The 22,014-nt window shown below is 68.0% G+C and carries 21 protein-coding genes; 3 read left to right on the top strand and 18 right to left on the bottom strand.

Annotated elements, in window-relative coordinates:
- Window positions 1–48: 48 nt before the first annotated feature.
- From LCI23_RS04555 to LCI23_RS04515, 9 genes are all read right to left on the bottom strand, one after another.
- Window positions 49–3,141 carry a DUF6701 domain-containing protein gene (locus LCI23_RS04555; protein WP_224944741.1) on the bottom strand — a complete coding sequence of 1,031 codons (3,093 nt, stop codon included), beginning with the start codon at window positions 3,139–3,141 and terminating at the stop codon, window positions 49–51.
- Entirely contained in the window at window positions 3,141–3,611 is a 471-nt protein-coding gene (locus LCI23_RS04550; protein WP_224944739.1) for an agglutinin biogenesis protein MshP, read from the bottom strand. Before LCI23_RS04550 ends, LCI23_RS04555 begins: the two co-directional genes overlap by 1 nt.
- Complete coding sequence (locus tag LCI23_RS04545; RefSeq protein WP_224944732.1) at window positions 3,608–4,489, bottom strand: prepilin-type N-terminal cleavage/methylation domain-containing protein; 882 nt, start codon at window positions 4,487–4,489, stop codon at window positions 3,608–3,610. Before LCI23_RS04545 ends, LCI23_RS04550 begins: the two co-directional genes overlap by 4 nt.
- The gene (locus LCI23_RS04540; protein WP_224944730.1) at window positions 4,486–5,076 is read right to left on the bottom strand and encodes a prepilin-type N-terminal cleavage/methylation domain-containing protein; all 591 of its coding nucleotides are present in this window, start codon (window positions 5,074–5,076) and stop codon (window positions 4,486–4,488) included. Before LCI23_RS04540 ends, LCI23_RS04545 begins: the two co-directional genes overlap by 4 nt.
- Complete coding sequence (locus LCI23_RS04535) at window positions 5,066–5,614, bottom strand: prepilin-type N-terminal cleavage/methylation domain-containing protein (protein WP_224944728.1); 549 nt, start codon at window positions 5,612–5,614, stop codon at window positions 5,066–5,068. The genes LCI23_RS04540 and LCI23_RS04535 overlap by 11 nt, the downstream gene beginning before the upstream one ends.
- Before the next feature lie 11 nt (window positions 5,615–5,625).
- Entirely contained in the window at window positions 5,626–6,081 is a 456-nt protein-coding gene (locus LCI23_RS20610) for a type II secretion system protein (protein ID WP_307727700.1), read from the bottom strand.
- Between the two features lie 66 nt (window positions 6,082–6,147).
- Window positions 6,148–6,657: a Tfp pilus assembly protein FimT/FimU gene (locus LCI23_RS04525; RefSeq protein ID WP_224944726.1), complete on the bottom strand. Its 510-nt coding sequence runs from the start codon at window positions 6,655–6,657 to the stop codon at window positions 6,148–6,150.
- Window positions 6,654–7,889 (bottom strand): type II secretion system F family protein, encoded by a 1,236-nt coding sequence (locus LCI23_RS04520; protein ID WP_224944723.1) that lies wholly within the window; start codon window positions 7,887–7,889, stop codon window positions 6,654–6,656. Before LCI23_RS04520 ends, LCI23_RS04525 begins: the two co-directional genes overlap by 4 nt.
- Window positions 7,889–9,592: a GspE/PulE family protein gene (locus LCI23_RS04515; RefSeq protein ID WP_224944721.1), complete on the bottom strand. Its 1,704-nt coding sequence runs from the start codon at window positions 9,590–9,592 to the stop codon at window positions 7,889–7,891. Before LCI23_RS04515 ends, LCI23_RS04520 begins: the two co-directional genes overlap by 1 nt.
- Window positions 9,593–9,752: 160 nt before the next feature.
- Here LCI23_RS04515 and LCI23_RS04510 point away from each other — a divergent pair, with 160 nt between their 5' ends.
- The 3 genes from LCI23_RS04510 (at window position 9,753) to LCI23_RS04500 (ending at window position 12,860) form a co-directional block, all read left to right on the top strand.
- Window positions 9,753–10,487: a histidine phosphatase family protein gene (locus LCI23_RS04510; protein ID WP_224944719.1), complete on the top strand. Its 735-nt coding sequence runs from the start codon at window positions 9,753–9,755 to the stop codon at window positions 10,485–10,487.
- 65 nt (window positions 10,488–10,552) lie between these two features.
- Window positions 10,553–11,617, top strand: coding sequence for a phosphotransferase (locus tag LCI23_RS04505; RefSeq protein WP_224944717.1), 1,065 nt, complete (start codon window positions 10,553–10,555; stop codon window positions 11,615–11,617).
- Window positions 11,618–11,633: 16 nt separating this feature from the next.
- Window positions 11,634–12,860 carry an acyl-CoA dehydrogenase family protein gene (locus LCI23_RS04500; RefSeq protein ID WP_224944715.1) on the top strand — a complete coding sequence of 409 codons (1,227 nt, stop codon included), beginning with the start codon at window positions 11,634–11,636 and terminating at the stop codon, window positions 12,858–12,860.
- Between the two features lie 99 nt (window positions 12,861–12,959).
- On the opposite strand, the gene LCI23_RS04495 is transcribed toward LCI23_RS04500, so the two are convergent.
- From LCI23_RS04495 to LCI23_RS04455, 9 genes are all read right to left on the bottom strand, one after another.
- Window positions 12,960–13,415, bottom strand: a complete 456-nt coding sequence (locus LCI23_RS04495; protein WP_224944712.1) for a MaoC family dehydratase — start codon at window positions 13,413–13,415, stop codon at window positions 12,960–12,962.
- Window positions 13,393–13,875 (bottom strand): MaoC family dehydratase, encoded by a 483-nt coding sequence (locus tag LCI23_RS04490; RefSeq protein WP_224944710.1) that lies wholly within the window; start codon window positions 13,873–13,875, stop codon window positions 13,393–13,395. The genes LCI23_RS04495 and LCI23_RS04490 overlap by 23 nt, the downstream gene beginning before the upstream one ends.
- Before the next feature lie 11 nt (window positions 13,876–13,886).
- On the bottom strand, window positions 13,887–15,047 hold the full coding sequence (locus LCI23_RS04485; protein WP_224944707.1) for an acyl-CoA dehydrogenase family protein: 1,161 nt from the start codon (window positions 15,045–15,047) through the stop codon (window positions 13,887–13,889).
- Window positions 15,048–15,057: 10 nt separating this feature from the next.
- Window positions 15,058–16,260, bottom strand: coding sequence for an acyl-CoA dehydrogenase family protein (locus tag LCI23_RS04480; RefSeq protein ID WP_224944705.1), 1,203 nt, complete (start codon window positions 16,258–16,260; stop codon window positions 15,058–15,060).
- 129 nt (window positions 16,261–16,389) lie between these two features.
- Complete coding sequence (locus tag LCI23_RS04475) at window positions 16,390–17,457, bottom strand: PEP-CTERM sorting domain-containing protein (RefSeq protein WP_224944702.1); 1,068 nt, start codon at window positions 17,455–17,457, stop codon at window positions 16,390–16,392.
- Window positions 17,458–17,727: 270 nt separating this feature from the next.
- On the bottom strand, window positions 17,728–20,058 hold the full coding sequence (locus LCI23_RS04470; RefSeq protein ID WP_224944700.1) for a carboxy terminal-processing peptidase: 2,331 nt from the start codon (window positions 20,056–20,058) through the stop codon (window positions 17,728–17,730).
- Between the two features lie 170 nt (window positions 20,059–20,228).
- The gene (locus LCI23_RS04465) at window positions 20,229–20,762 is read right to left on the bottom strand and encodes a hypothetical protein (RefSeq protein ID WP_224944691.1); all 534 of its coding nucleotides are present in this window, start codon (window positions 20,760–20,762) and stop codon (window positions 20,229–20,231) included.
- A 39-nt stretch (window positions 20,763–20,801) separates the two neighbouring features.
- Window positions 20,802–21,353 (bottom strand): thymidine kinase, encoded by a 552-nt coding sequence (locus LCI23_RS04460; RefSeq protein WP_224944689.1) that lies wholly within the window; start codon window positions 21,351–21,353, stop codon window positions 20,802–20,804.
- Window positions 21,354–21,449: 96 nt separating this feature from the next.
- Entirely contained in the window at window positions 21,450–22,004 is a 555-nt protein-coding gene (locus LCI23_RS04455; protein WP_224944687.1) for a sugar O-acetyltransferase, read from the bottom strand.
- Window positions 22,005–22,014: the final 10 nt, after the last annotated feature.

Genomic DNA, 22,014 nt, shown 5'->3' with positions numbered 1-22,014 from the left:
ATGCGGGACGAGCGTGGCTGCACGGCGCCATGCCATCGGGCCCGCATCTCAGTACATCTCCCGCAGGAAGATCAGGCGGCTGTTGTGAAAGCCGCCGAAGGCCAGCAGGGTCTGGGTGCTGGGCAGCCAGGCCGGGTTGTTGGCAACCAGCAGCGCACTGCCGATATTGCCGGCGCCCGGCGCGCGGATCGCGAAGGCGCCGCGCCCGGCGCTCAGCCGGTAGGCCGGCCCGGCCACCGGCCCCAGCACGCTCTTGCAGCCGCTGCCGTCGGCCAGGGCGCGCTTGCAGCCGAGGAAGGACAGGTTGCCGGCCTGGGCGAAGCTGACCTCGCTGCTGTCGTCGGCCGTGTTGTTGGCCCAGGCGCTGCCGGTCCAGTACTGGGCCTCGGTGGTCACGGGCAGCTTGAGCAGTTCCGAGCCGGCGCCGTTCGACAGGCGCAGGCGGCCATTGAGCACCGTGACACCGCCCTCCTGAGTGGCGGCCGCGCTCGCGCGCAGCGACGTGGTGACCTCTTCGGTGCCCTCCTGCTTGGACACGGCTCGCAGGAACACCGGGGTCGGCGCGGTCCAGTCGAGCGCGTTCGGTCTGGTGTAGCTGAAGCGCTTCGGCAACGTGTAGCCCGGCTTGACGCTGATCGGCGTGCCCGCCACGATCCCGGTTTTCGGCACCACCACGCTGGCCCCGGCGCCCAGGGCCAGGCTGCCGCCGTTCGGGTTCAGCGTGGTACCAGCCGGCGCGTTGTAGGCGCTGAGCGTGATCTCGCGCGCGAACGGGCCGCTGAAATTGTCCAGCTCCTCGCCATCCTGGGCCATCGGCACCACCGTCACCGCGAACGGCTGGCCGGAGTACACAGCGCCGTCGCCACGCGCGGCGCAGGCCATCTTCGCCAGGCAAGCGAACTGGCCGCTGGCCACCGTCTTGAAATAGGCCGGCACGAAACGCCCGACATTGCGCACGTCGACGCTGTCGACCGGGCCGGTGCCGAGGTAGTTGCCGAACTCGCCCTCGCCGTCCAGGCGCGGCCACAGGCGCAGGATGCCGACCTCGCCCCAGGACAGGCTGGCGGCGGTGAACACGCCGTTCTGCAGGGTCCAGGCCTCGCCGCCCAGGTCCGGCATGGTGCGCATCGCGTTCGCCTCCGCAGTGGCCAGCGGCTTGCCGACGCCCAGGGTGACGGTCGCGCCTTCGGCGCCGAAGCTCGGCGTGGCCGCGCCCTGCAGCGTGGCGCCAATCACGCTCACGGTAAAGGGCTCGCCGGCCACGGCGAACATCGGATCGGCACCGGTGGCCGCGCCCGGGTTGGCGAACCTGCCACGGTTGCGTTCGATCAGCGTGAAGGCCAGGCGCGCCGGACGCGACACGAAGGGCAGGCTGGCCGCCGTCTTCGAAGTGGCGGTGGACTGCAGGTACAGCTGCACCTTGCCGACGTCGTGGTACACGAAGTTCAGGGCCACCGAGGGTGCGGCGCTGAAGTCCAGGGTCTGGGCCGCGCCCCAGGTGCCGACGCCGGTGCCGGCGGCGGGCACCGCGCCGCTCGCCGCGCACTGGGGCAACGCCACGCCATAGCTCGAACCCAGCATGCCGACCGCGGGATTCAGGCAACTCAGGCCGAAGCGCAGGCTGGGCTTGGCCAGGGTGGAAGCCGGCTTGACCGGCACGCCATTGGCGATCGCGGTGACGAAGACCTGGGTGCTGGCCCCCGCCACGACGGGGCCGGCGAAGGGCTTGCAGGGCTGGCTGGCGTTGCCGATCGCGATGTTCGCGGTGCAGACGCGGTCGGTGAACACGAAGCTCAGGTCGGCGCTCGGCTGCTCGGCCACGCCGCTGTCGCTGTCGGTATTGTTGGCCGTGTTCGGATCGGTATCCGGCGCCAGCACGCTTGCCACGTTGGTCAGGGTACCGGTCTTCTCGACCCGCGCCACCACCGTGAGCGGCGGCGCGGCCTGGCCCTGGGCCAGTGTGCCGGCATACTCGCAGTACAGGATGATGTAGTAGACGCAGCTCCAGCCGGTGCCGGCGGCGGACTGGAAGCGCAGGCCCGAAGGCAGGTAGTCGACGATGCTCGCTCCGCTATACGAACCGGGGCCGAGGTTGGTGACGCTCAAGGTGTAGCTGGCGTCCAGTCCGACCACCAGTTCGCTGGTGCGGGTCTTGTCGAGCTTCAGGTCGACCGTCGGCGCCACGTTGGGTACGGCGATGATTTCCGCGCTCAGCAGCACCAGGTCCTGTCCGGAGCGGTATACCGTGGTGGCGCTGGTCTGGCCGGTCTTGATGACGGGGTGGTCCAGCGTATAGATGTCGAAGTCGATCCCGTGCGACGCCATTCCCGGCGTCATGCTGCTCAGCGAGTTGAACTGGTTGCCGCCCGGGTTGCTGGCGTCGCTCATCTCGTAGTTGTTGAACTTCAGGACCTCACCGCCTTCGGACAGGTTCGGATCGCCTTCCCAGGTGATGTGGCCGAGGCGGCCGGTGGCCCTGGTGCGGTTCAGGTCGGGGATCTTGAAGTCCTTCAGGTTCAGGGTCACCGACACGTTCGCGCTGCCGGCGGGGTTGTGGATGTACTGGAAGCCCTCGTACAGGTTCAGGTTGCGATAGGGTTCGCTGTCGTTCTCATACACCACCAGCAGCGCGAAGCCGCCCAGCACGCCTTCCGGCGCGCAGTAGGGGCTGCCCACATTGATGCTCAGGTTCTTGAAGCGGTAGGTGCCATTGCCCTTCACCAGCGGCGTCACGTCGGCGGCGCCGGAAAAATAGTGGCTGCCGGTGGTGTTCGAGCGGTACTGGCGATCGTCGGCGGCGCGCACCGTGGTGTTCTCGAACGTCACCTCGTAGTCGGGCGTGGCGGCCGAGCCGGCCCAGTACAGCTGGGCGCTGAGAATCCTCGAATTGGCCGGCACGCCCTGCAGGCTGGCCGTGATCTCGGTCGATGCGCTGACCACCGCGCAGGCATTGGTGGTGCCGCTGCGGTTGGCCTGGGTGCGCATGCTGGCCTGGGTGCCGACGAAGTTGACGTTGCCGCTGAATTTTTCCGTCACGCGCAGCGGCACGTCGTACCTGGCCTGGGCCAGCACGGCGCCGCTGGCGGCCGCCAGCGCCAGCGCCGCGCAGGCCTTGCCGAACGTGAGTAGGGCTTGCTTCATCAAATCCTCACTTCGATCACGCGCTGGACATACTCGACGCTGGTGGCGGCCGCGTTCGGGCAGGCACCGCTGCCGGCGGCCGGCATGTTGCACGCGGTGGCCGTGATCACCCAGCGGTCCAGGGCGGTGGGGTCCTCGCCGTCGGCCGCTTCCAGGTCGTGCACCAGGCGGCACTGCACCGTCACGGTAAAGCCGGCCAGCGTGCTGCCTTCGGGCAGCGCGAACGACTGGGTGGGACACTGGGCCAGGCGCAGCACCTGGAAGGCGCCCCACTCCACGCCGGCACGCGCGGCCTGGTAGGCGCGCGCGCCCTGCTCGTCCATGGTGGCGGTGGCGCGCTGCGAGGTCGCCACCGACACCGCTACCACGCCGAGCGCCGCCAGCACCACCAGCAGGAAGATCGCGGTGATCAGGCCGATGCCCGCCGCATGGGCGATGCGGCGCGGCAGCCCGAGGGAGCGGCGCGTCATGGCGTGTTCTCCACGTGGATCTGGTGCACCAGCGTGACGCCCGCGTGGTTGGCGCTGCGCGGCAGCAGTTCGAGCGTCATGGACACCAGCGCGGTGCGCTGGTTGGCGGTGCTGCCATAGTCGAAGCGGCAGGCGCCCACGCGTGCGGCCAGCAGGCGGCTGACGGCGCTGCCGTTCTCGCCCGGTCCCGCCGCCACCGGCGGCGCCACCTGGGCCGCGCTGATCGCATAGCCGGATTGCCGCGTCAGCTGGCCGTTGCCGCAAAAATAGGTAACCGGGCCGGTGACGACCTGGAAGCGGCGCGTCGGCGAGGCCAGCGGCGGATCCTGCTGGGCGAAGGGATTGCTGGCCAGCTGGACCAGCTTCCGGGCCGCGTCCACGTCCGTCACGCGGGCGATGTTGCGCGCGCCCGTGGCCGCATTCGCCAGATAGGCGTTGGCATGCTCGATACCGAGGTTGTACACGGCGATCCAGTCGCCCGCCTCAATCTGCTGGCTCCCGCCGGGCAGTTCGCCGACCACCGTGAAGCCCGTATTGGCCGGGTTGGTGAAATCGAGCACCGGGCGGTCGGCCACCCCGTCCTCCTGCGCCAGGTAGCGCCCGCCGGTCTTGGTCAGCAGGAATTCGATGGCGCGCCCATCCGCGCTGACCCGCACGCTGTTGGGCAGCGCCAGGCGGATGTCGCGCGCCATGCGGCGCAGGGCCAGGTCGGCCTCGTCGGTGAGTTCGGCGCGGGTGGCGGTATCGATGTAGTTCTGTACCGGGGTGCGGATGAACGCGGCGACGATGGCGGCGATGATGCCGATCACGGCGATCACGACGATCGCCTCGACCAGGGTGAAGCCGCGCGGCTGGCGGAACATGCGCGGGGCGGTCATAGCATGTTCGGCGCGTGGCGCGTGCGGTAGCCGTCCAGCGCCAGGCTGTCCCCGTCGAACTCGACGGTGACGCGGATGCGCAGCACCTCGGCATCGGCGCTGTTGCCGCCAGCGGCGATGCCGCCCAGGGCCGCGGGCGTGATCGTCAGGCGCACCGTGTAGCCGGCCAGGTCGAGCGGCGTGCCGTTGACGTCGGCCAGGCGGCCGGCGGCGTTGTTGAAGGCCAGCGTGGGCGTGCCCGCGGCCGCCACGTAGTCGTTGATGTTGTCGTAGGGACGGCTGCCGGCCGGCTCCGGCGCGTTGCGCCCGAAGGCTTCGGGTATCGTGCAGTCGGCGCTGCTTTCCGCCGTATCGGCGTTGTCGGAGGACGGATCGCAATAGGTGAAGCGGGCCAGCTGCACTTCTTCGAGCATGGCCTCGGCCAGCATCAGCGCCTGCTTGCGGCGCAGCGGATCGGCGCTGTGGCGGCTGGTCAGCCCCAGCACGTGCAGCAGGGCCACCAGCGCGATGCTGATGACGACGATGAAGACGATCAGTTCGATCATCGTGAGGCCGCGTTGGCGGCCCGGCGCCCGCCTAGTGGACATACCCGGTCTCCGGCGCCACGTTGACCGCGACCGGGGCGCCGCTGCCGCCCACCGTCAGGGCCAGGCCGGCGCTGGGACGGCCGAGCGCATCGAAGGACAGGCTGGCCGGCAGCGTGCCGGCCGATGCCAGCGTCACGCCGTCAGGGCGGCCTTCGCAGAACCAGGTGGTGGAGGCGCAGGCCGCGCGGGTGGCGCTGCTGCCGCTGTTGCCGCCGGCCGGGGCCGGGACGCGGCTGGCCGCCGTGCAGGCGCCGGCATTGAAGCACAGGCTGATGCGGCTGGCTTCGATGAGGACGTGGACGCTGCGGTTCTGGGCGATCGCCAGTTTCTGCGCATGGCGCAGCATGCTGCGGGTCTGTTCGGCGAAACCGGCCGCGTCGACATCCTTGCGCTCGGCGAAGCGGCCGGCGCCGAGGGCGGCGAGGACGCCGATCAGGACCAGGACGATGATCAGCTCGACCATCGTGAAGCCCGTCTGGCGTCCGTGCTGCGGTGAGACGGCCGCGCCTGGCGCGGAGCAGCGGAAGCGGCCGTTCACGGTGGGGAAGATCAGCCGCAGACGAGGGTGTCGGGCACGGTGGCGACGCCGGTCGCGATGGTGTAGGTCACGGTGCAGCTGCCGGCGGTCTCGATCGCCGTGGTCAGGCCCTTTGGCGAGACGGTCACGGTGGTGGCGGTGGTGGTGATCGTGTAGTCGGAGGCCGACAGGCTGGCGGCGGCCACGATGCCGGCGCCGTCAGGGAAACCGGCCGTGTTCACCGAGATGCTGCCGCCATCGACCACCACCGGATTTTCGGCCTTGACCAGCCACTTGCCGTGCACCAGCGCCGAGGCGGAATTCATCGCGCCACGCACGCCCTTGACGCTCGCTTCGCGCGCATCCTTGCCCAGGTCGATGAACTTCGGCAGCGCGGTTGCGGCCAGGATACCCAGGATGACGATCACAACGATCAGCTCGATCAGGGTGAAACCGCCTTGGGCGCTGCGTTTGAAGTTGCTGTTCATTATTTTACTTCTCCGAAAAAGAATGGTCCGAAATGGAACCGCATTGCAAAAATGAATGGGAATGGCTCAATCGATTTCTTCCAGCGCCAATCCCATGGTTTCCACGCTCCGTCCACGCTTTGCGACCGAGCTTGGCAAGCTTAGAAATTTTACCTTGATCCTCAGCAACTTTGATGATTCTGACGAAAAACTTTTATATCTGTTGGGGAAATACACGAGGATTTTATCAGCCCGGTCAAAATACCAATGCCCGGCCGGGAGCAAAGCGGCATCGGGCCTGTAATATTCGCCGAGATAGTTTTCCGGAGGCCGCTGCAGCCATTCCACCGGGTTTTGCATGGCCAGCGCCCGCAGGCCCGCTTCGCCCTGCGCCGCGGCCACCTGGGCCGCGCGCGCGGACAGCGCGCTGCGCAGGGCGGCCACCACCTGCCTGGCCTGCACCCCTTCCGCCTCGGCCCGGTAGCGCGGCACGTAGGTGAGGAAGATCCCGACCAGGGCGGCGAACAGGCAGGCGACGACGCCGAGCTCGAACAGGGTGTGGCCGCGCGGGCGCAGCCGGTCGGTCAGCGCGATCACTTCTGGAACGCCGCCCGGCCCAGGTCCCAGATCGGCAGGAAGATGCCGAGCGCCAGCACCAGCACCATCGCGCCCAGGAACACGATCAGGATCGGCTCGATCTGGCTCGACAGTGTCTTCAGCTCGTAGTCGACCTCGCGCTCGTACATGGAGGCGATCTCGTCCATCAGGTCGTCGAGCGAGCCCGATTCCTCGCCGACGGCGATCATCTGCAGCACGATCGGGGTGAAGACATTCGCCGCGCTCGCGGTGCGCAGGATGCTTTCGCCGCGCTCGACGCCGTCGCGCATCTGCTCGATGCGCGCCGCCAGGTAGGCGTTATCGGCGGTCTGCGACACCACGGTCAGCACCTGCACCACCGGCACCCCGCTGCGCTGCGACAGCGCGAAGCTGCGCGCAAAGCGCGCCATGGTCGCCTTGTGGATGATCTTGCCGGCGATCGGGATGCGCAGCTTGTGCCTGTCCCAGGTGTAGCGGCCCCTGGGCGTGGCGGTCCAGGCCCGAAACGCCATGAAGGCGCCGGCCGCCAGCGCCGCCAGCAGCGGCCAGTAGCGCACCATGAACGCGGAGCTGCCGATCAGGATCCGCGTCATCAGCGGCAGCTCGGAATCGAAGGACTCGAACACCTTGACGAACTGCGGGATCACGAACACGTTCACGACCACCATCGCCATCGCCATCGCAATGACCACGAAGCTCGGGTAGCGCAGCGCCGTCTTGACCCGTTCGCGCATGTCACGGTCGAATTCCAGGTGCTCGAACAGGCGCAGGAAGACTTCCTCCAGGCGCCCGGTCATCTCGCCCACCCGCACCATCGACAGGTAGAAGGAACTGAACACCTCCGGATGGCGGCGCATCGCGGAAGACAGCTCGCGCCCCGAGTCGAGCGACTCGCGCAAGTCCTTCAGCACGCGCCCGAAGGCGCGGTTGATCGCCGATTCCTGCAGGCCGGCCAGGCCGCGCATGATCGGCACGCCCGACTTGAGCAGGGTGTACATCTGGCGGCTGAACAGCTGCACGTCGAAGGAAGTGATCTTCGGTTCGGTGAGACGCGCCCACCAGCCGCCCTCGGCGCCGCTGCTGGCCACCTTGCGGCTGGTCGCGCTGATCTCGACCGGGGTCACGCCGGTGGCGAACAGCTGGTCGGCCACGGCGCCGCTGTCGGCGCCCTCGAGCACGCCCTGCATCAGTTCGCCGCGCGCGTTGCGGCCCTTGTAGGCGAAGAAGGGCATTATTCGTCGTGCTGGTTACTGACCCGCATCGCTTCCGACACGGTGGTGCGGCCCTGCACGGCCAGCGCCACGCCGTGGCGGCGCAGCGTGTTGCCGCCCATCTCGGCATAGGCGGCCTTCAGGAAATGGGCCGGATCGGGGTGGTTGGCGGCGTCGATCACCTTGCGCGTCATCTCCAGCAGTTCGTACACGCCGGTGCGGCCACGGTAGCCGGTGCCGTTGCAGTGCGAGCAGCCGCGCCCGTAAAAAAAGCGCTGCGCGTCGACCGTCTCGCCCAGTTCCGCCTTGAGCCAGGTGTGCTCGGTGGGCGTCGGCTGGTAGGGCGTGGTGCAGCTCTCGCACACCAGGCGCACCAGGCGCTGCGCCAGTACCGCCTGCAGCGAACCGCTCACCATGTAGCGCGGCACCCCCATGTCCATCAGGCGCAGCGGCGTGCTGGCGGCGTCGTTGGTGTGCAGGGTGGACAGCACCAGGTGGCCGGTCATCGCGGCGCGCAGGCCGATCTGGGCGGTTTCCTGGTCGCGCATCTCGCCCACCAGCACGATGTCCGGATCCTGGCGCAGGGCCGAGCGCAGCACGCGCGCGAAGTCCAGGTCGATCTTGTCGTTCACCTGCACCTGGTTGATGCCAGGCAGGCGGTATTCGATCGGGTCTTCCACCGTGATCAGCTTCTTTTCCACCGAATTCAGTTCCGACAGCGCGCTGTACAGGGTAGTGGTCTTGCCGCTGCCGGTGGGGCCCGTCACCAGCACCAGGCCGTTCGGGCGCTGCACGATCTGGCGGAAGCGCGCCACCAGCTCCGGCGGCATGCCGATCGCGTCCAGGCGCAGCTGGTTGCCGGACTGGCCCAGCAGACGCATGACCACCGATTCGCCGTACTGGGTCGGCATGGTCGACAGGCGCACGTCGATGCGCTGGTTGCGCACCTTGACCGCGAAACGGCCATCCTGCGGCAGGCGCTTTTCCGAGATGTCGAGGTCGGCCATCAGCTTGAGGCGCAGGGCCAGCGGCATCGCCACCTTGATATCGGCCTCGGTCTGCAGGTGCAGCACGCCGTCGATGCGAAAGCGGATCTGCAGGCGCCCGTCCTGCGGCTCGATGTGGATATCGGAAGCGCGCACCTGGGCCGCGTCGTCGAATACCGACTGCAGCAGCTTGACCACCGGCGCTTCTTCCAGGCCCGGATTGGCGGCCAGGGCGCCGAAATCGACCGAGGCGTCGCCCACGTCCTGCTCGACCTCGCGCGCGAAGTCGGTGATCTGGTCGGTGCGGCGGTAGATGCGGTCGATCGCGGCCAGCACCTCGGTCTCATTGACCACGGCCAGTTCGACCCCGCGCTTGAGCAGGCGCGCGATCTCGTCGTAGGCGAACAGGTCGGTCGGATCGGACACGCCCACCAGCACGCTCTCGCGCCGGTCTTCCAGCACCAGCGCGCGGAAGCGCCGCGCGGCCGTCTCCGGCAGCAGCCGCACCAGGTCCGGGTGGATGTTGTAGAACTTGAGGTTGATGGTGGGAATGTTCAGCTGGCGCGCCAGGGCGCTCGAGATCTGGTCCTCGGTGACGAAGCCGCTCTCGACGAACACCCGTCCCAGCTTGCGCCCGGTGCGCTTCTGGTCCGCCAGCGCCTGTTCGAGCTGTTCTTCCGACAGCAGCTTTTGCTGGATCAGCACTTCGCCGAGTCGAATTTTTTCCGGCCTTGCCATGAACATTCCTTGATTTATGCCTTGCAGCAAATATTTTATGCCAGAACCCCGGCCCGAAACCGCCGAAAAACGCTGCCAACGGGAAAATGTCGCGGTTTCGCCTCGATGGAACGGCATCGCGTGTAAGATGGCCAGGCCAAGCGACAGTCCAAGGAAGCCGATGAACGACACCCTCCCCGCACCCGGCCAGCGGCGCCGCATCTACCTGATGCGCCACGGCAGCGTCAGCTACTTCGACGAGGGCGGCAATCCCTACCTGCCCGAAAGCGTGCCCCTGAACGCGGACGGCCGCGACCAGGCCGATGCGGCCGGGCAGGCCTTCCGCGCCGCCGGCGTGCGCTTCGACCGGGTCATCGTATCGGGCCTGCCGCGCACGGTGGAAACGGCGCAGCGGGTGCTGGCCGCCAGTGGCCAGGCGATCACGCCCGAGGCCTGGCCGGCGCTGCACGAGATCCGCGGCGGCCGCCTGTCGCAGATCCCTGATGGCGAACTGCGGCGCGCCTTCACCGGCGCCTTCGAAGGCGTGGTCGACGAAGGGCAGCGCTTCCTGGGCGGGGAATCGGTGGGCGAACTGATGGACCGGGTCCACCCCGCCCTCGCCCGCCTGCGCGCGCTGGAGGACTGGGACACCAGCCTCCTGGTGCTGCACGGCGGCGTGAACTGCGCCATCCTGTCCTTCGCGCTGACCGGCCAGCGCCTGTTCCTGGGCGGCCTGGCCCAGTCGGCGGGCTGCATCAATGCGCTCGACGTCGGAGCGGAGCCACGCGACTGGGTGGTACGCCTGGTCAACTACCTGCCCCCGGCCCCGCTGCAGCCGGACGCCCGCGCGACCACGATGGAACTGCTGTACCGCCAGTACCGCAGGAGCCGCCGTCCTGCGCCCGCCGGGAAATAGCACGTCCGTACCTTTTTTCTCTGGAACGGGCTAGAATGCGGGACAAACAGAAGAACGGAGACCCCATGTACGAGGAAATGATGGGCACCAAGCCGGTGTCCGAGCGCCAGCGCTTCGACGCGGCCGCGCTGGGCGCCTGGATGGCGCAGCATGTCGAGGGCTACCCGGGCGGCGCCCCGGACGTGGAACAGTTCCGCGGCGGCCAGTCCAACCCCACCTTCAGGCTGAGCGCCGGCGGCATGCGCTACGTGCTGCGCACCAAGCCGGGCCCGGCCGCGAAGCTGCTGCCGTCGGCCCATGCGATCGACCGCGAGTTCCGCGTGATGGGCGCGCTGCACGGCGCCGGCTTCCCGGTGCCGCGCCAGTACGCCCTGTGCCTGGACGAAGCCGTGATCGGGCGCGCCTTCTACGTGATGGAATGCGTCGAGGGCCGGGTGCTGTGGGACCAGTCGCTGCCAGGCATGTCGCCAGCCGAGCGCGCCGCCGTCTACGACGAGCAGAACCGCGTCATCGCCCTGCTGCACACGGCGGACTACGCGGCGCTCGGCCTGGGCGACTACGGCAAGCCGGGGAATTATTTCGCGCGCCAGATCGAGCGCTGGACGCGCCAGTACCAGGCTTCCAGCACCGAACCGATCGAGGCGATGGACCGCCTGATCGAGTGGCTGCCGCAGCACATTCCGGCGGGCGAGGACACCAGCATCGTGCACGGCGACTACCGCCTCGACAACATGATCTTCCACCCGACCGAGCCGCGCATCCTGGCGGTGCTGGACTGGGAGCTGTCGACGCTCGGCCACCCGGCCGCCGATTTTTCCTACCACTGCATGAGCTGGCACATCCCCCCCGGGCGCTTCCGCGGCATCGCGGGCCTGGACCTGGCCGCCCTCGGCATCCCTTCGCTGGACGCCTACGTGGCGCGCTACTGCGAACGCACTGGCAAGACCATCCGCAGCGAAGACTTCGACTTCTACCTTGCCTACAACATGTTCCGCCTGGCCGCCATCATGCAGGGCATCATGAAGCGCTACGTGGACGGTACCGCCGCCAGCGCCCAGGCCCTGGAGAACGGCAAGGCCGCGCGCCCGATGGCCGAGATGGCGTGGGGCTTCGCGGCCCGCAGCCGATAAACCGACAAGGACACCCATGGACTTCGCCTATTCGCCGCGCTGCCAGGAACTGCAGGCGCGCCTGCTCGCCTTCATGGACGAGCATATCTATCCCAACGAACGCGCCTTCGGCGAGGAGATCGCGGCCAACGCGCGCGAGCGCGGCACGCGCTGGCTGCCTTTGGCGCTCATCGAGCGCCTGAAACCGCTGGCGCGCGCGGCCGGCCTGTGGAACCTGTTCCTGCCCAGCTCCAGCCGGGCGCCGGAAGGCTTGTCCAACCTCGACTACGCGCCGCTGTGCGAGATCATGGGCCGCGTGCCCTGGGCGCCCGAGGTGTTCAACTGTTCGGCCCCGGATACCGGCAACATGGAGACGCTGGAACGCTATGCCAGTGACGGGATCAAGGCGCAGTGGCTGGAACCCCTGCTGCGCGGCGAGATGCGCTCCGCCTTCGCGATGACCGAGCCGGAGGTCGCCTCTTCCGACGCGACCAACATCGCCACCCGCATCGAACGCGATGGCGACGACTACCTCATCAATGGCCACAAATGGTGGATCTCCGGCGCGGGCGATCCGCGCTGCAAGGTCTTCATCGTGATGGGCAAGACCGACCCGCAGGCGGCGCGCCACCGCCAGCAATCGATGATCGTGGTGCCGGCCGATACCCCGGGCATCCGCATCCTGCGCCCGCTGCCCGTGTTCGGCTATGACGACGCGCCGCACGGGCACTGCGAGATCCTGTTCGAGAACGTGCGGGTGCCGGCCGCCAACATGCTGCTGGGCGAAGGACGCGGCTTCGAGATCGCCCAGGGGCGCCTGGGTCCGGGCCGCATCCACCACTGCATGCGCGCCATCGGCGTGGCCGAGCGCGCGCTGGAACTGATGTGCCGGCGCCTCGAGACCCGGATCGCCTTCGGGCGCAAGCTGTCGGAACAGGGCGTCTGGCGCGAACGCATCGCCGAGAGCCGCATCCGCATCGACACCGCGCGCCTGCTGACGCTGAAGACCGCCTACATGATGGACACGGTGGGCAACAAGGGGGCGCAGGCCGAAATCGCCATGATCAAGGTGCTGGCGCCGAACGTGGCGCAGGACGTGCTGGACTGGGCGATCCAGGCGCATGGCGCGGCCGGCGTGTCCGAGGAATTCCCGCTGGCCTACCAGTGGGCCGGCAACCGCGCGCTGCGGCTGGCGGACGGGCCGGACGAGGTGCACCGCAACGCGATCGCCAAGCTGGAGCTGGCCAGGTACGGGCAGCCGTAGGATGGGTGGCTGCGCCGTATCGGCTGCGCTAGCGCTGCCTGACCGCGTGGGCGGCGCACCCGCAGCCTTCTCTCCCCCCTCCCGGTGGAGCCGCCCACCCTACGCGAAGGCGCGCACCAGGAAGCTGGCGACGCAGACCGGCTTGCCGCCGCCCTCCGCTTCCACCGTCACGCTCCAGGTCAGCTGCACGCCACCGTCGACCGGATCGCACGCCGCCAGCGTCCAGCGTCCGCGCACCCGGCTGCCGGCCGGCAGGGGTGCCGGAAAGCGTACCCGGTCCAGGCCGTAGTTCAGGCCCATGCGCATGCCGTCGATGGCAAGCGCGCTTTCCAGCATCGCCGGCAGCAGCGACAGGGTCAGGAAGCCGTGCGCCACCGGGCCGCCGAAAGGCGATTCGCGCGCGCAGCGCTGCGGATCCACATGGATCCACTGCCGGTCCCCGGTGGCCTCGGCAAAGGTATCGATGCGCTGCTGGCCGACCTCGAACCAGGACGACACGCCAAGCTCGGTCCCGACCAGGGCAGGCAAACCGTCAAACGGGATCGTGACCGGCATCGCCGCCTCCCGCGGGCCGGCGTCCGAACATGCCCATGCCTTCGATGGTGCAGACTTCTTCCCCGTGCTGGTTGGTGGCGGTCCACTTCGACCACACCACGCCGCGGTCGGGCTTCGAAGCCGAGGCCTTGACGGCGGTGGTGAGGTAGCGCACCCGCAGCGTGTCGCCGGCGCGCACCGGCCGCAGCCAGCGCACGCCGTCCAGGCCGGGCGAACCCATGCTCGAGGCGGCGCACATCAGGCCATCGACCACCATCCGCATCATCATGCTGCAGGTATGCCAGCCGCTGGCGATCACGCCGCCGTAGATCGACGCGCCAGCCGCCTCGCGGTCGACGTGGAAGGGCTGGGGATCGTAGGCACGGGCGAAGGCGACGATCTCTTCCTCGCTCACGCAACGCTCGCCCAGGTCGATCTCCTGGCCCGCAAAGAAATCCTCGAAATACCAGGTCTGCTTCATGCCGTCCTCGTTCATGCGGCGAGCTGGAAGCCCGGCTGCGCCATGAAGCGCGCCAGGTGATGGTCGCGGTCGCCCAGGGTCAGCTCGATCATCGACAGGCGCTTGAAGTAGTGGGCGGCGGCCAGTTCGTCGGTCACGCCCATGCCGCCATGCAGCTGTACCGCCTGCTGGCCGACGAAGCGCGCCGCCTGCCCCACGCGGTATTTGGCGGCGGACACCACGCGCCGGCGCTCGGCACCGTCCGCGCTGCCCAGGGTGTCGAGCTTGACGGCGGCCAGCATGGCCATCGAGCGCGCCTGTTCCAGGTGCAGGTACATGTCGGCCATGCGGTGCTGCAGCGCCTGGAACTTGCCGATCGGGACGCCGAACTGCTGGCGCGTCTTGAGGTAGTCGAGGGTGGCTTCGAACAGCGCTTCCATCGCACCCAGCGCTTCGGCGCACAGCAGGCTGGCGCCATGGTCGGCGCCGGCGTCGAGCAGTTCCCAGCCCGCATCGGGCGCGCCCAGCAGGGCCTCGGCGGGCAGCCGCACGCCGTCCAGCACCACCTCGGCGGCGCGCAGGCCATCGAGCGTGCGGTAGCCACGCAGCTCCAGCCCCGGCGCATCGGCCGGCACCGCGAACAGGCTGATGCCGGCTTCGTCGCGCTGCGCGCCGCTGCTGCGCGCCGAGACCACCAGCACGCCCGCCTCGGCGCCATGCACGACGGCGCTCTTGCGGCCCGACAGGCGCCAGCCTGCGCCATCGCGCTCGGCGCGGGTGGCGATGTCGCGCAGATCGTGGCGCGACTGGCGCTCGCCGAGCGCGCAGGCGAGTTTCAGGTCGCCGGCAGCGACGCGTTCCAGCAACGCCGTGGCGTGGGCCGTGTCCGCCCCGGCCAGCATCAGGAAGCGCGCGCCCAGCACGGTCGCGAGGTAGGGCTCCACCACCAGGCCGCGACCCAGTTCGCGCATCACCACGAACAGGTCGAGCGCGCCGCCGTCGAAGCCGCCCTGGGCTTGGGGCACCGGCAGCGCCGTCATCCCCAGCTCCACCAGGGTGGCCCAGGCCGCGGCCGAGGTCCCGGCCTCGGAGCCGATGATCGCGCGGCGCTGTTCGAAACCGTAGTCGCGTCCGATCCAGCGCTTGAGCGCATCGGCGAACTGGCGCTGTTCTTCGTTGAAGTCGAAGTGCATGGGATTCTCCTTACAGCCCCAGGATCATCTGGGTGATGATGTTGCGCTGGATTTCGTTCGAGCCCCCGTAGATGGAGGTCTTGCGGTAGTTGAAGTAGTACGAGGCGAGCGGCGCGGCATCGTCGTCGCCGCCGACGCTGTGTTCATGCTCGCCTTCCAGGTAGGCCGGATCGAAAGGCAGCGCCATCGGGCCGGCCGCTTCCAGCATCAGTTCGGTGAGGCTTTGCTGGATGTCGGTGCCACGCACCTTCAGCAGCGAGGCTTCGGGGCCGGGCGCCTGGCGCCTGCTGCCCAGCACCCGCAGCACCGTCATCTCGAGCGCCATCAGCTCGATCTCGAGTTCGGCCACCTTGGCGCCGAACAGCGGGTCTTCCAGCAGCGGACGGCCGTTCTTCTGCTCGCGCCGCGCGAGGCGCTTCAGGAAAGCCAGCTCGCGCTTGCTGCGCCCGACCGCCGCGATGCCGGTGCGCTCGTGGCCCAGCAGGTACTTGGCATAGGTCCAGCCGCGGTTTTCCTCGCCCACCAGGTTGGCCGCCGGTACCCGGACGTTGTCGAAGAAGACTTCGTTCACTTCATGGTCTTCGTCGAGCATGATGATCGGCCGCACCGTGACGCCGGGCGAATGCATGTCGATCAGCAGGAAGGAGATGCCTTCCTGCTTGCGCACGGCAGGATCGGTACGCACCAGGCAGAAGATCATGTCGGCATGCTGGGCCAGCGTGGTCCAGGTCTTCTGGCCATTGACGAGGTAGTAGTCGCCCCCGGGGTCGGCATGGCGCACGGCCGTGGTCTTGAGCGAGGCGAGGTCCGAGCCCGCGCCCGGCTCCGAGTAGCCCTGGCACCACCAGTCCTCGCAGGACAGGATGCGCGGCAGGAAGTAGTCCTTCTGCTGCTGGCTGCCAAAGGCCATGATGACGGGCGCGACCATGTCGATCCCGAAGGGCATGATGCGCGGGGTGCCGGCGCGGGCGCACTCGTCCTCGAAGATGTGGCGCTGCACCGGCGTCCATCCGGGTCCGCCGAATTCCACGGGCCAGCCCGGCGCCACCCAGCCCTGCCTGGCGAGGAGTCGGTGCCAGCGCACGTAGTCATCCTTGCCCAGCCTGAGGTGCTTGCGCACCTTGGCCTGTATCTCGCTCGGCAAATGGGTATCGAGGAAGGCGCGGACCTGGTCGCGAAAGGCCAGGTCCTCGTCCGTGTAGTGCAGGTCCATGTCGTCTCCTTGTGCTTGCCGCCTTAAAAAGCACGGTCGTTCACGAGGATTGTACCCGACAGGTTTGGCGCTGCGTTGGGAAGTTTGCAAAGGTGCGGGATGGCCGCTGCCATCCCGCTGGAAGCGCGATCAGCCCTTGCGGCGGCGGGCGAAGACGCCGGCGCCGGCCATGCCAAGCAGCATCAGGGCGATGCTGGAAGGTTCGGGCACCTGGGCCGGCTCGGCCCCTGGCGCTGGCAAGAGGGGACCGGCTTGGCCCGGCAGGCCGCCCGTGCCGGGAACATCGCCGGTCGGATCGTCTTCGGTGCCGCCCGGGGCCCCATCGCCCCCACCGGCTTCCCCGCCGTTGCCGTTGCCGTTGCCGTTGCCGTTGCCGTTGCCACCACCGGAGCCGCCACCACTTCCGTTACCATTGTTGCCGTTGTTGCCGTTGTTGCCGTTGTTGCCGTTGTTGCCGTTGTTGCCGTTGCCGACGGCGCCGCCGCCACCGGAGCCATTGCCGCTGCCGGCACCGTTGCTGCCGCCATTCCCATTGCCGTTACCGTTGTTGCCGTTACCGTTGCCATTGCTGGCGGTGCCGTTGTTGATACCGTTGGCGTTGCCGTGGTTGCCGTTGGCGTTGGGATCGCCCGCGCCGTTGCCGCTGCCACTACCGCCGGCCTGGCCATTCCCATTACCGCCCTGGCCGCCGCCGTTGGCCGGCTTGCCGCCGCCCGCGCCGCCGTTCGACCCGCCAGCTCCCGGCTTGCCGCCCGAGCCACCGCCCTGTCCGGCTTCGGCGGGCATGCCGGCCGGTGGCGGGATCAGGCCGCTCGAGATGATGGCGCCGTCGGCCGAGCCGACCACCGAGGTGCCCGGTCCGAGCGTCGCAGCGAGGATGCCATGGCCCGAAGCCAGCAGGTAGTTGGCCTCGATGCCGCGCTGGAAGAACAGCCTGGTCTGGCCATCGACCTGCCCGACCGTACCTGCCACTTTGCCCATCAGGAGGTCCATCAGGCTTGCGTTGGCGCTGTGCGCCACGCCGCCAACCAGGTTCAGGTTGCCTTGCAGGACACCGGAAGCAAGTACATTAGTACCGTTACCGGTAGTCCATCCGGTCACGAAGCTCGATGACGAGGCCTGGGTGGGCAAGGTATCTGCGTGGGCGGTACCGGCACTGGCCAGCAGTACGGCAATGACGAGGCTACGGATTCTCATGGCGTTCACTCCTAAGCTTGATCAATTATGACTATTGCAATGGTAGATTCATGCTATCACAGCTGTAAAAATGACAGCGTTTGATCGAACTCAAGCGCGCGCGGGGCATGAAAATCGATAAAAACCGTGATTTGAAGAAATTTCTTTCCTTTTGTAACGTGCGATAACGCACATAAGCAGCATTAAACGAACATGGCCGGGTCTCGCATCAGCAAGACCCGGCCATGAGCCGGTGACCCGGTAGGGAATTGGCGCCTTTGGCGCCAGCCCTTAATTTCCGGCGCGTGGCGACGCCATGTAGGGCATGGCGCGCGATGCCATGCGGCTATCGGTGCGCAGCATGCCGACTTCGTCGGCCAGGACGTGAGCCGCTTCCTGCAGCAGGATGTCCTTGGCGTCCTTGGCCGCCTTTTCGGCCGCCAGTTCCGACTGCAGATCGCGCTCGTCGAACTGCAGGCCGTCGTCCTGGCGCGGAGCGCCGCGCACGGCGGTCACGGCCTTGGCCGGCTTGGTCGGCTCCGGCACCTTGCCGCGCGCTTCCTTGCTGGCCGGACCGGCAACCGGTTCGTCGCTGCTGGTGCCGCTGGCGCCGGCCAGTCGGGCTTCGCGCATCCTGGCCCGTGCATCCTGGGCATCGAATTCCTTGCGGCGCACCGCTTCGTTCAGGGAGACTGAATTCTCCTTGCGGATGCGCAGCACTTCGGCGATGTCTTCCTGCAGGAACTGGAACTCCTTGTCCTTGGCAATGCGCGCCTGATGGCGCTGCTGCAGCGGGCCGATCAGCTCCTTCAGGTCGCCCGCAGGCACGTAGTTGGCCGGCTTGATCGCCACCCAGGGCAAGGCATTGTCATACGAGGACTCGCCGAAGCTGTCCACATCCGACAGCACCGGCAGCTTGATGTCCGGCGTCACGCCGCGCAGCTGGGTGGTGCCGCCGTTGATACGGAAGAACTGGGCGATGGTCATCTTCAGTTCGCCGTAGCGCACTTTCTCGGCCGGCGAGAAGCGGTCGAGGTCGACCAGGGTCTGTACCGTGCCCTTGCCGAAGCTTGGTTCGCCGATCACGAGGCCGCGTCCATAATCCTGGATCGCGGCCGCGAAGATCTCGGAAGCCGACGCCGAGCCGCGGTTGATCAGCACGCCCATCGGGCCGTCCCAGGCCAGGCCGGGCTGCTGGTCGGCTTCCACCTCGATGCGGCCCTGGGCATCGCGCTGCTGCACCACCGGACCCTTGTCGATGAACAGGCCGGTCAGTTCGATCGCTTCGGTAAGCGAACCGCCGCCGTTGTTACGCAGGTCGATCAGGACATTGTCGACTTTCTCTTTCTTGAGTTCGCCGAGAATGCGGGCCACGTCGCGGGTGGCGCTGCGGAAGTCCTTGTCGCCGCGGCGGCGCGCCTCGAAGTCGAGATAGAAGGTCGGCAGCGAGATGACGCCGACACGGCGCTTGGCGGCGCCATCCTGGACCTCGATGACCGACTTCTTGGCGGCCTGCTCTTCCATGCTGATCTTCTTGCGCACCATGGTGACGGTGACATGCTTGGCGTCGGGGCCGGCATCGCCGGGCACCACGTCCAGGCGCACGGTCGAGTCTTTCTTGCCGCGTACCAGTTGCACCACGTCGTCGATGCGCCAGCCCAGCACGTCCGTGAACGGACCGTTGCCCTGGGCCACGCCGACGATGCGGTCACCCACCTTCAGCTTGCCCGACAGGGCCGCCGGGCTGCCCGGCACGATCTCGCGAATGATGGTGTACTCGTCGCGCGTCTGCAGCACGGCGCCGATGCCTTCCAGCGACAGCCGCATCGCGATGTCGAAGTTGTCGGCCGAGCGCGGACCGAGGTAGTTGGTGTGCGGCTCGATCGCGGTGGCGTACGAGTCCATGAACATCTGGAACACATCCTCGTTGTTCAGCTTGCGAATCCGCGTGATGTTGTTCTCGTAGCGCTTGTCGAGGGTCTCGCGGATCGCTTTTTCTTCCTTGCCCGCCAGCTTCAGGCGCAGCCAGTCGTTCTTGACACGCTTGCGCCACAGGTCGCGCACTTCATCCTCGCTCTTGGCCCAGGGCGACTTTTCGCGGTCGAGCTCGAACGATTCATCGAGGCTGAAGTCGGGCCGGGTCTTGAGCAGCTGGCGCGCGTAGTTCATGCGCTCGGTGAAGCGCTGCTGGTACAGGTTGTAGATGGCGAACGGCACCGACAGGTTCTCGTTGTTGATCGCGTCATCCATCCTGGTGCGCATGGGCGCGAAGCCATCCATGTCAGCCTGGGTGAAGTACAGCTTCTGGTTGTCGAGGGTCTCGAAGAAATTGTCGAAGATCTTCTGCGACATGGCGTCGTCGAGCGGCATCGCCTTGTAATGGTAGCGGCCCAGCACGCGCGAAGCCCACAGGGCTGCCTGGGTCTGTTCGGCGAGGGGTTTCAGCTGCAGCGAGGCGGCCACCGACCCGGCGCCGGCCGCGGCCGTGACGCCCGGAGCGCCGGCAGGCGCCTTGGCTGGAGCGAGCGCGGCCACTGCTGCGGCCTTCTCGGGCTGGGCAGTCACCACATGGGCGGACATCGCGAAGGCCATGGCGGCCATGAACAGGTGGTGCTTCTTCATTCGTCGTCTCTCCGAAACGAAATTACGGTGCTCGGCGCATCCGGGACAGCGGGCATGGAGCCGGCCGGTCAATACGCCTTTTGCGGCCCATTCTACAGGAAGCCAGCCCGAGGCAGAGCCGCCATTTGTTCATTTGCGCCGGGTAATTAAGGATCCCATAAGCCAGGCGTTCACGCTTTGACAAGCCGGAGCAGGTCCGCGCCATATAGCGTGGCCAGGCCGGCAAGGGCGAGCACGGGAATCCAGGGCCAGGACCGCGCCGCCAGGCGCCAGTCGACCGGCGAAGGCCAGAACGACAGAAATTGCGGCGCCAGCAGCAGGGTCAGGGCGAGGTCGAGCGCCTCGAAGGTCCAGCCATGGCGGGTACGCCACCAGGCCACCAGGAAAGGCAGGGCCAGCACCAGGAGCGGCGCCAGCGCGCTCGGGGCCGCGTTGTACCAGCGCAGGTTGGCGAAGGTGACCGAACCGAGCTCCCAGTTGTGTGCCTTGCCCCCTGCCCCGCGCGCGGCCTTGATGCGGCGCGGCAGCACGCTCAGGCCGACCGGCTCGGCATTGGTCAGCAGGCCCACCGAGAAATGCGCCAGCTCGTGGCACAGGGTGCCGGCCGCGGTGAACACGAAGAACACCGGATGCGCGCCCGAGCCGATCCAGAGCAGCAGGGCCAGCGCGGCCGAAGGCAGCAGGTAGAGCAGGATGTCGGTCATCGCGTGTGCGCCATGCGGCCGGGGCCCGGCCGGGAAATCCTAGCGCGCGTAGAAGCAGCGGCCGCAGGCCTGGCGGTAGCTTTCGTTGCCGCCGATGCTGACCTGCTCGCCTTCGCGGATGCGGCGCCCTTGCGCGTCGACGCGGATGTTCATGGTCGCCTTCTTGCCGCAGGTGCAGATGTTCTTGATTTCCTCGATGTCGTCGGCCAGCGCCAGCAGGTAGGCCGAGCCGGGAAAGGGCTCGCCGCGGAAGTCGCTGCGCAGGCCATAGCAGATGACGGGAATGCCACGCACCTGCGCCACCTGGTGCAGCTGCTGCACCTGGCCGGTACTGAGGAACTGGGCTTCGTCGACCAGGATGCAGGCCACCGGCGGGGCACTGGCCAGGAAATCGGTCTCGCCGTCGAACAGGTCGACCTGGCGCTGGGGACCGAGGCGCGACGTGATCAGGCCGACGCCGTAGCGGTTGTCGATCGCCGCCGTGTACAGCTTGACCTGCTGGCCCTGCTCTTCGTAGTTGTGCGCGACCTGCAACAGGGCGGTCGATTTGCCGGCGTTCATCGCCGAATACCTGAAATAGAGTTTTGCCACGGGGCTGCCCTGGACTGCGGATGGATGTTGCGAATTGCTCGATTATAACAAGCGGCCCGGGCCCGGCACCAGCGCTTCCAGGGGCCTCGGGAGAGCTCAGCCGGTGAGAAAACGGGCCGGGTTGCCGGCCACGCGCGCGCCCACCGGCACGTCGCGGGTGACGACGCTGCCGGCCCCGATCACGGCATCGTCGCCGATGCGCAGGCCGGGCAGGATGATGGCGCCACCGCCGATCCAGACGTTGCTGCCGATCGTCACCGGACGGCCCGATTCGCGGCCGTCACGGCGCATGCGCGCATCGAGCGGATGCGCGGCGGTGTAGATCTGCACCGCCGGGCCGATACGCGTGTCGTCGCCGATGGTGACCGGGAGCACGTCGAGGATGACGCAATTGAAGTTGAGAAAGACGCGGCTACCGAGCCGGATGTTCCAGCCATAGTCGCAATGAAAGGGCGGGCGCACGATACTGCCCTCCCCGATGCCGGCCAGGCGCTCGGCCAGCAGCGTGCGCCAGACCGCGACCGGCTGGCCGAGCGCGGCGTTGTAGCGCGCCAGCCAGGCGGCGGTCAAGGCCTGCTCGGCCACCAGCTCGGGGTCGCCGGCATCGTAAGCTTCCTCCGCCAACATCTTGTGCCGCTCGCTCATGCGCATACCGGTTTCT

The organism is Massilia sp. MS-15, from assembly GCF_020176695.1.
GTDB lineage: Bacteria > Pseudomonadota > Gammaproteobacteria > Burkholderiales > Burkholderiaceae_D > Telluria > Telluria hydrophila.
This window is presented reverse-complemented; position numbering and strand designations above follow the sequence as displayed.

Coding starts and splice junctions, on each gene's coding strand:
- LCI23_RS04555 (WP_224944741.1), bottom strand. CDS start 3,141: ATGAAGCAAGCCCTACTCACGTTCGGCAAGGCCTGCGCGGCGCTGGCG.
- LCI23_RS04550 (WP_224944739.1), bottom strand. CDS start 3,611: ATGACGCGCCGCTCCCTCGGGCTGCCGCGCCGCATCGCCCATGCGGCG.
- LCI23_RS04545 (WP_224944732.1), bottom strand. CDS start 4,489: ATGACCGCCCCGCGCATGTTCCGCCAGCCGCGCGGCTTCACCCTGGTC.
- LCI23_RS04540 (WP_224944730.1), bottom strand. CDS start 5,076: ATGTCCACTAGGCGGGCGCCGGGCCGCCAACGCGGCCTCACGATGATC.
- LCI23_RS20610 (WP_307727700.1), bottom strand. CDS start 6,081: ATGAACAGCAACTTCAAACGCAGCGCCCAAGGCGGTTTCACCCTGATC.
- LCI23_RS04520 (WP_224944723.1), bottom strand. CDS start 7,889: ATGCCCTTCTTCGCCTACAAGGGCCGCAACGCGCGCGGCGAACTGATG.
- LCI23_RS04515 (WP_224944721.1), bottom strand. CDS start 9,592: ATGGCAAGGCCGGAAAAAATTCGACTCGGCGAAGTGCTGATCCAGCAA.
- LCI23_RS04510 (WP_224944719.1), top strand. CDS start 9,753: ATGAACGACACCCTCCCCGCACCCGGCCAGCGGCGCCGCATCTACCTG.
- LCI23_RS04505 (WP_224944717.1), top strand. CDS start 10,553: ATGTACGAGGAAATGATGGGCACCAAGCCGGTGTCCGAGCGCCAGCGC.
- LCI23_RS04500 (WP_224944715.1), top strand. CDS start 11,634: ATGGACTTCGCCTATTCGCCGCGCTGCCAGGAACTGCAGGCGCGCCTG.
- LCI23_RS04495 (WP_224944712.1), bottom strand. CDS start 13,415: ATGCCGGTCACGATCCCGTTTGACGGTTTGCCTGCCCTGGTCGGGACC.
- LCI23_RS04490 (WP_224944710.1), bottom strand. CDS start 13,875: ATGAAGCAGACCTGGTATTTCGAGGATTTCTTTGCGGGCCAGGAGATC.
- LCI23_RS04485 (WP_224944707.1), bottom strand. CDS start 15,047: ATGCACTTCGACTTCAACGAAGAACAGCGCCAGTTCGCCGATGCGCTC.
- LCI23_RS04480 (WP_224944705.1), bottom strand. CDS start 16,260: ATGGACCTGCACTACACGGACGAGGACCTGGCCTTTCGCGACCAGGTC.
- LCI23_RS04475 (WP_224944702.1), bottom strand. CDS start 17,457: ATGAGAATCCGTAGCCTCGTCATTGCCGTACTGCTGGCCAGTGCCGGT.
- LCI23_RS04470 (WP_224944700.1), bottom strand. CDS start 20,058: ATGAAGAAGCACCACCTGTTCATGGCCGCCATGGCCTTCGCGATGTCC.
- LCI23_RS04465 (WP_224944691.1), bottom strand. CDS start 20,762: ATGACCGACATCCTGCTCTACCTGCTGCCTTCGGCCGCGCTGGCCCTG.
- LCI23_RS04455 (WP_224944687.1), bottom strand. CDS start 22,004: ATGCGCATGAGCGAGCGGCACAAGATGTTGGCGGAGGAAGCTTACGAT.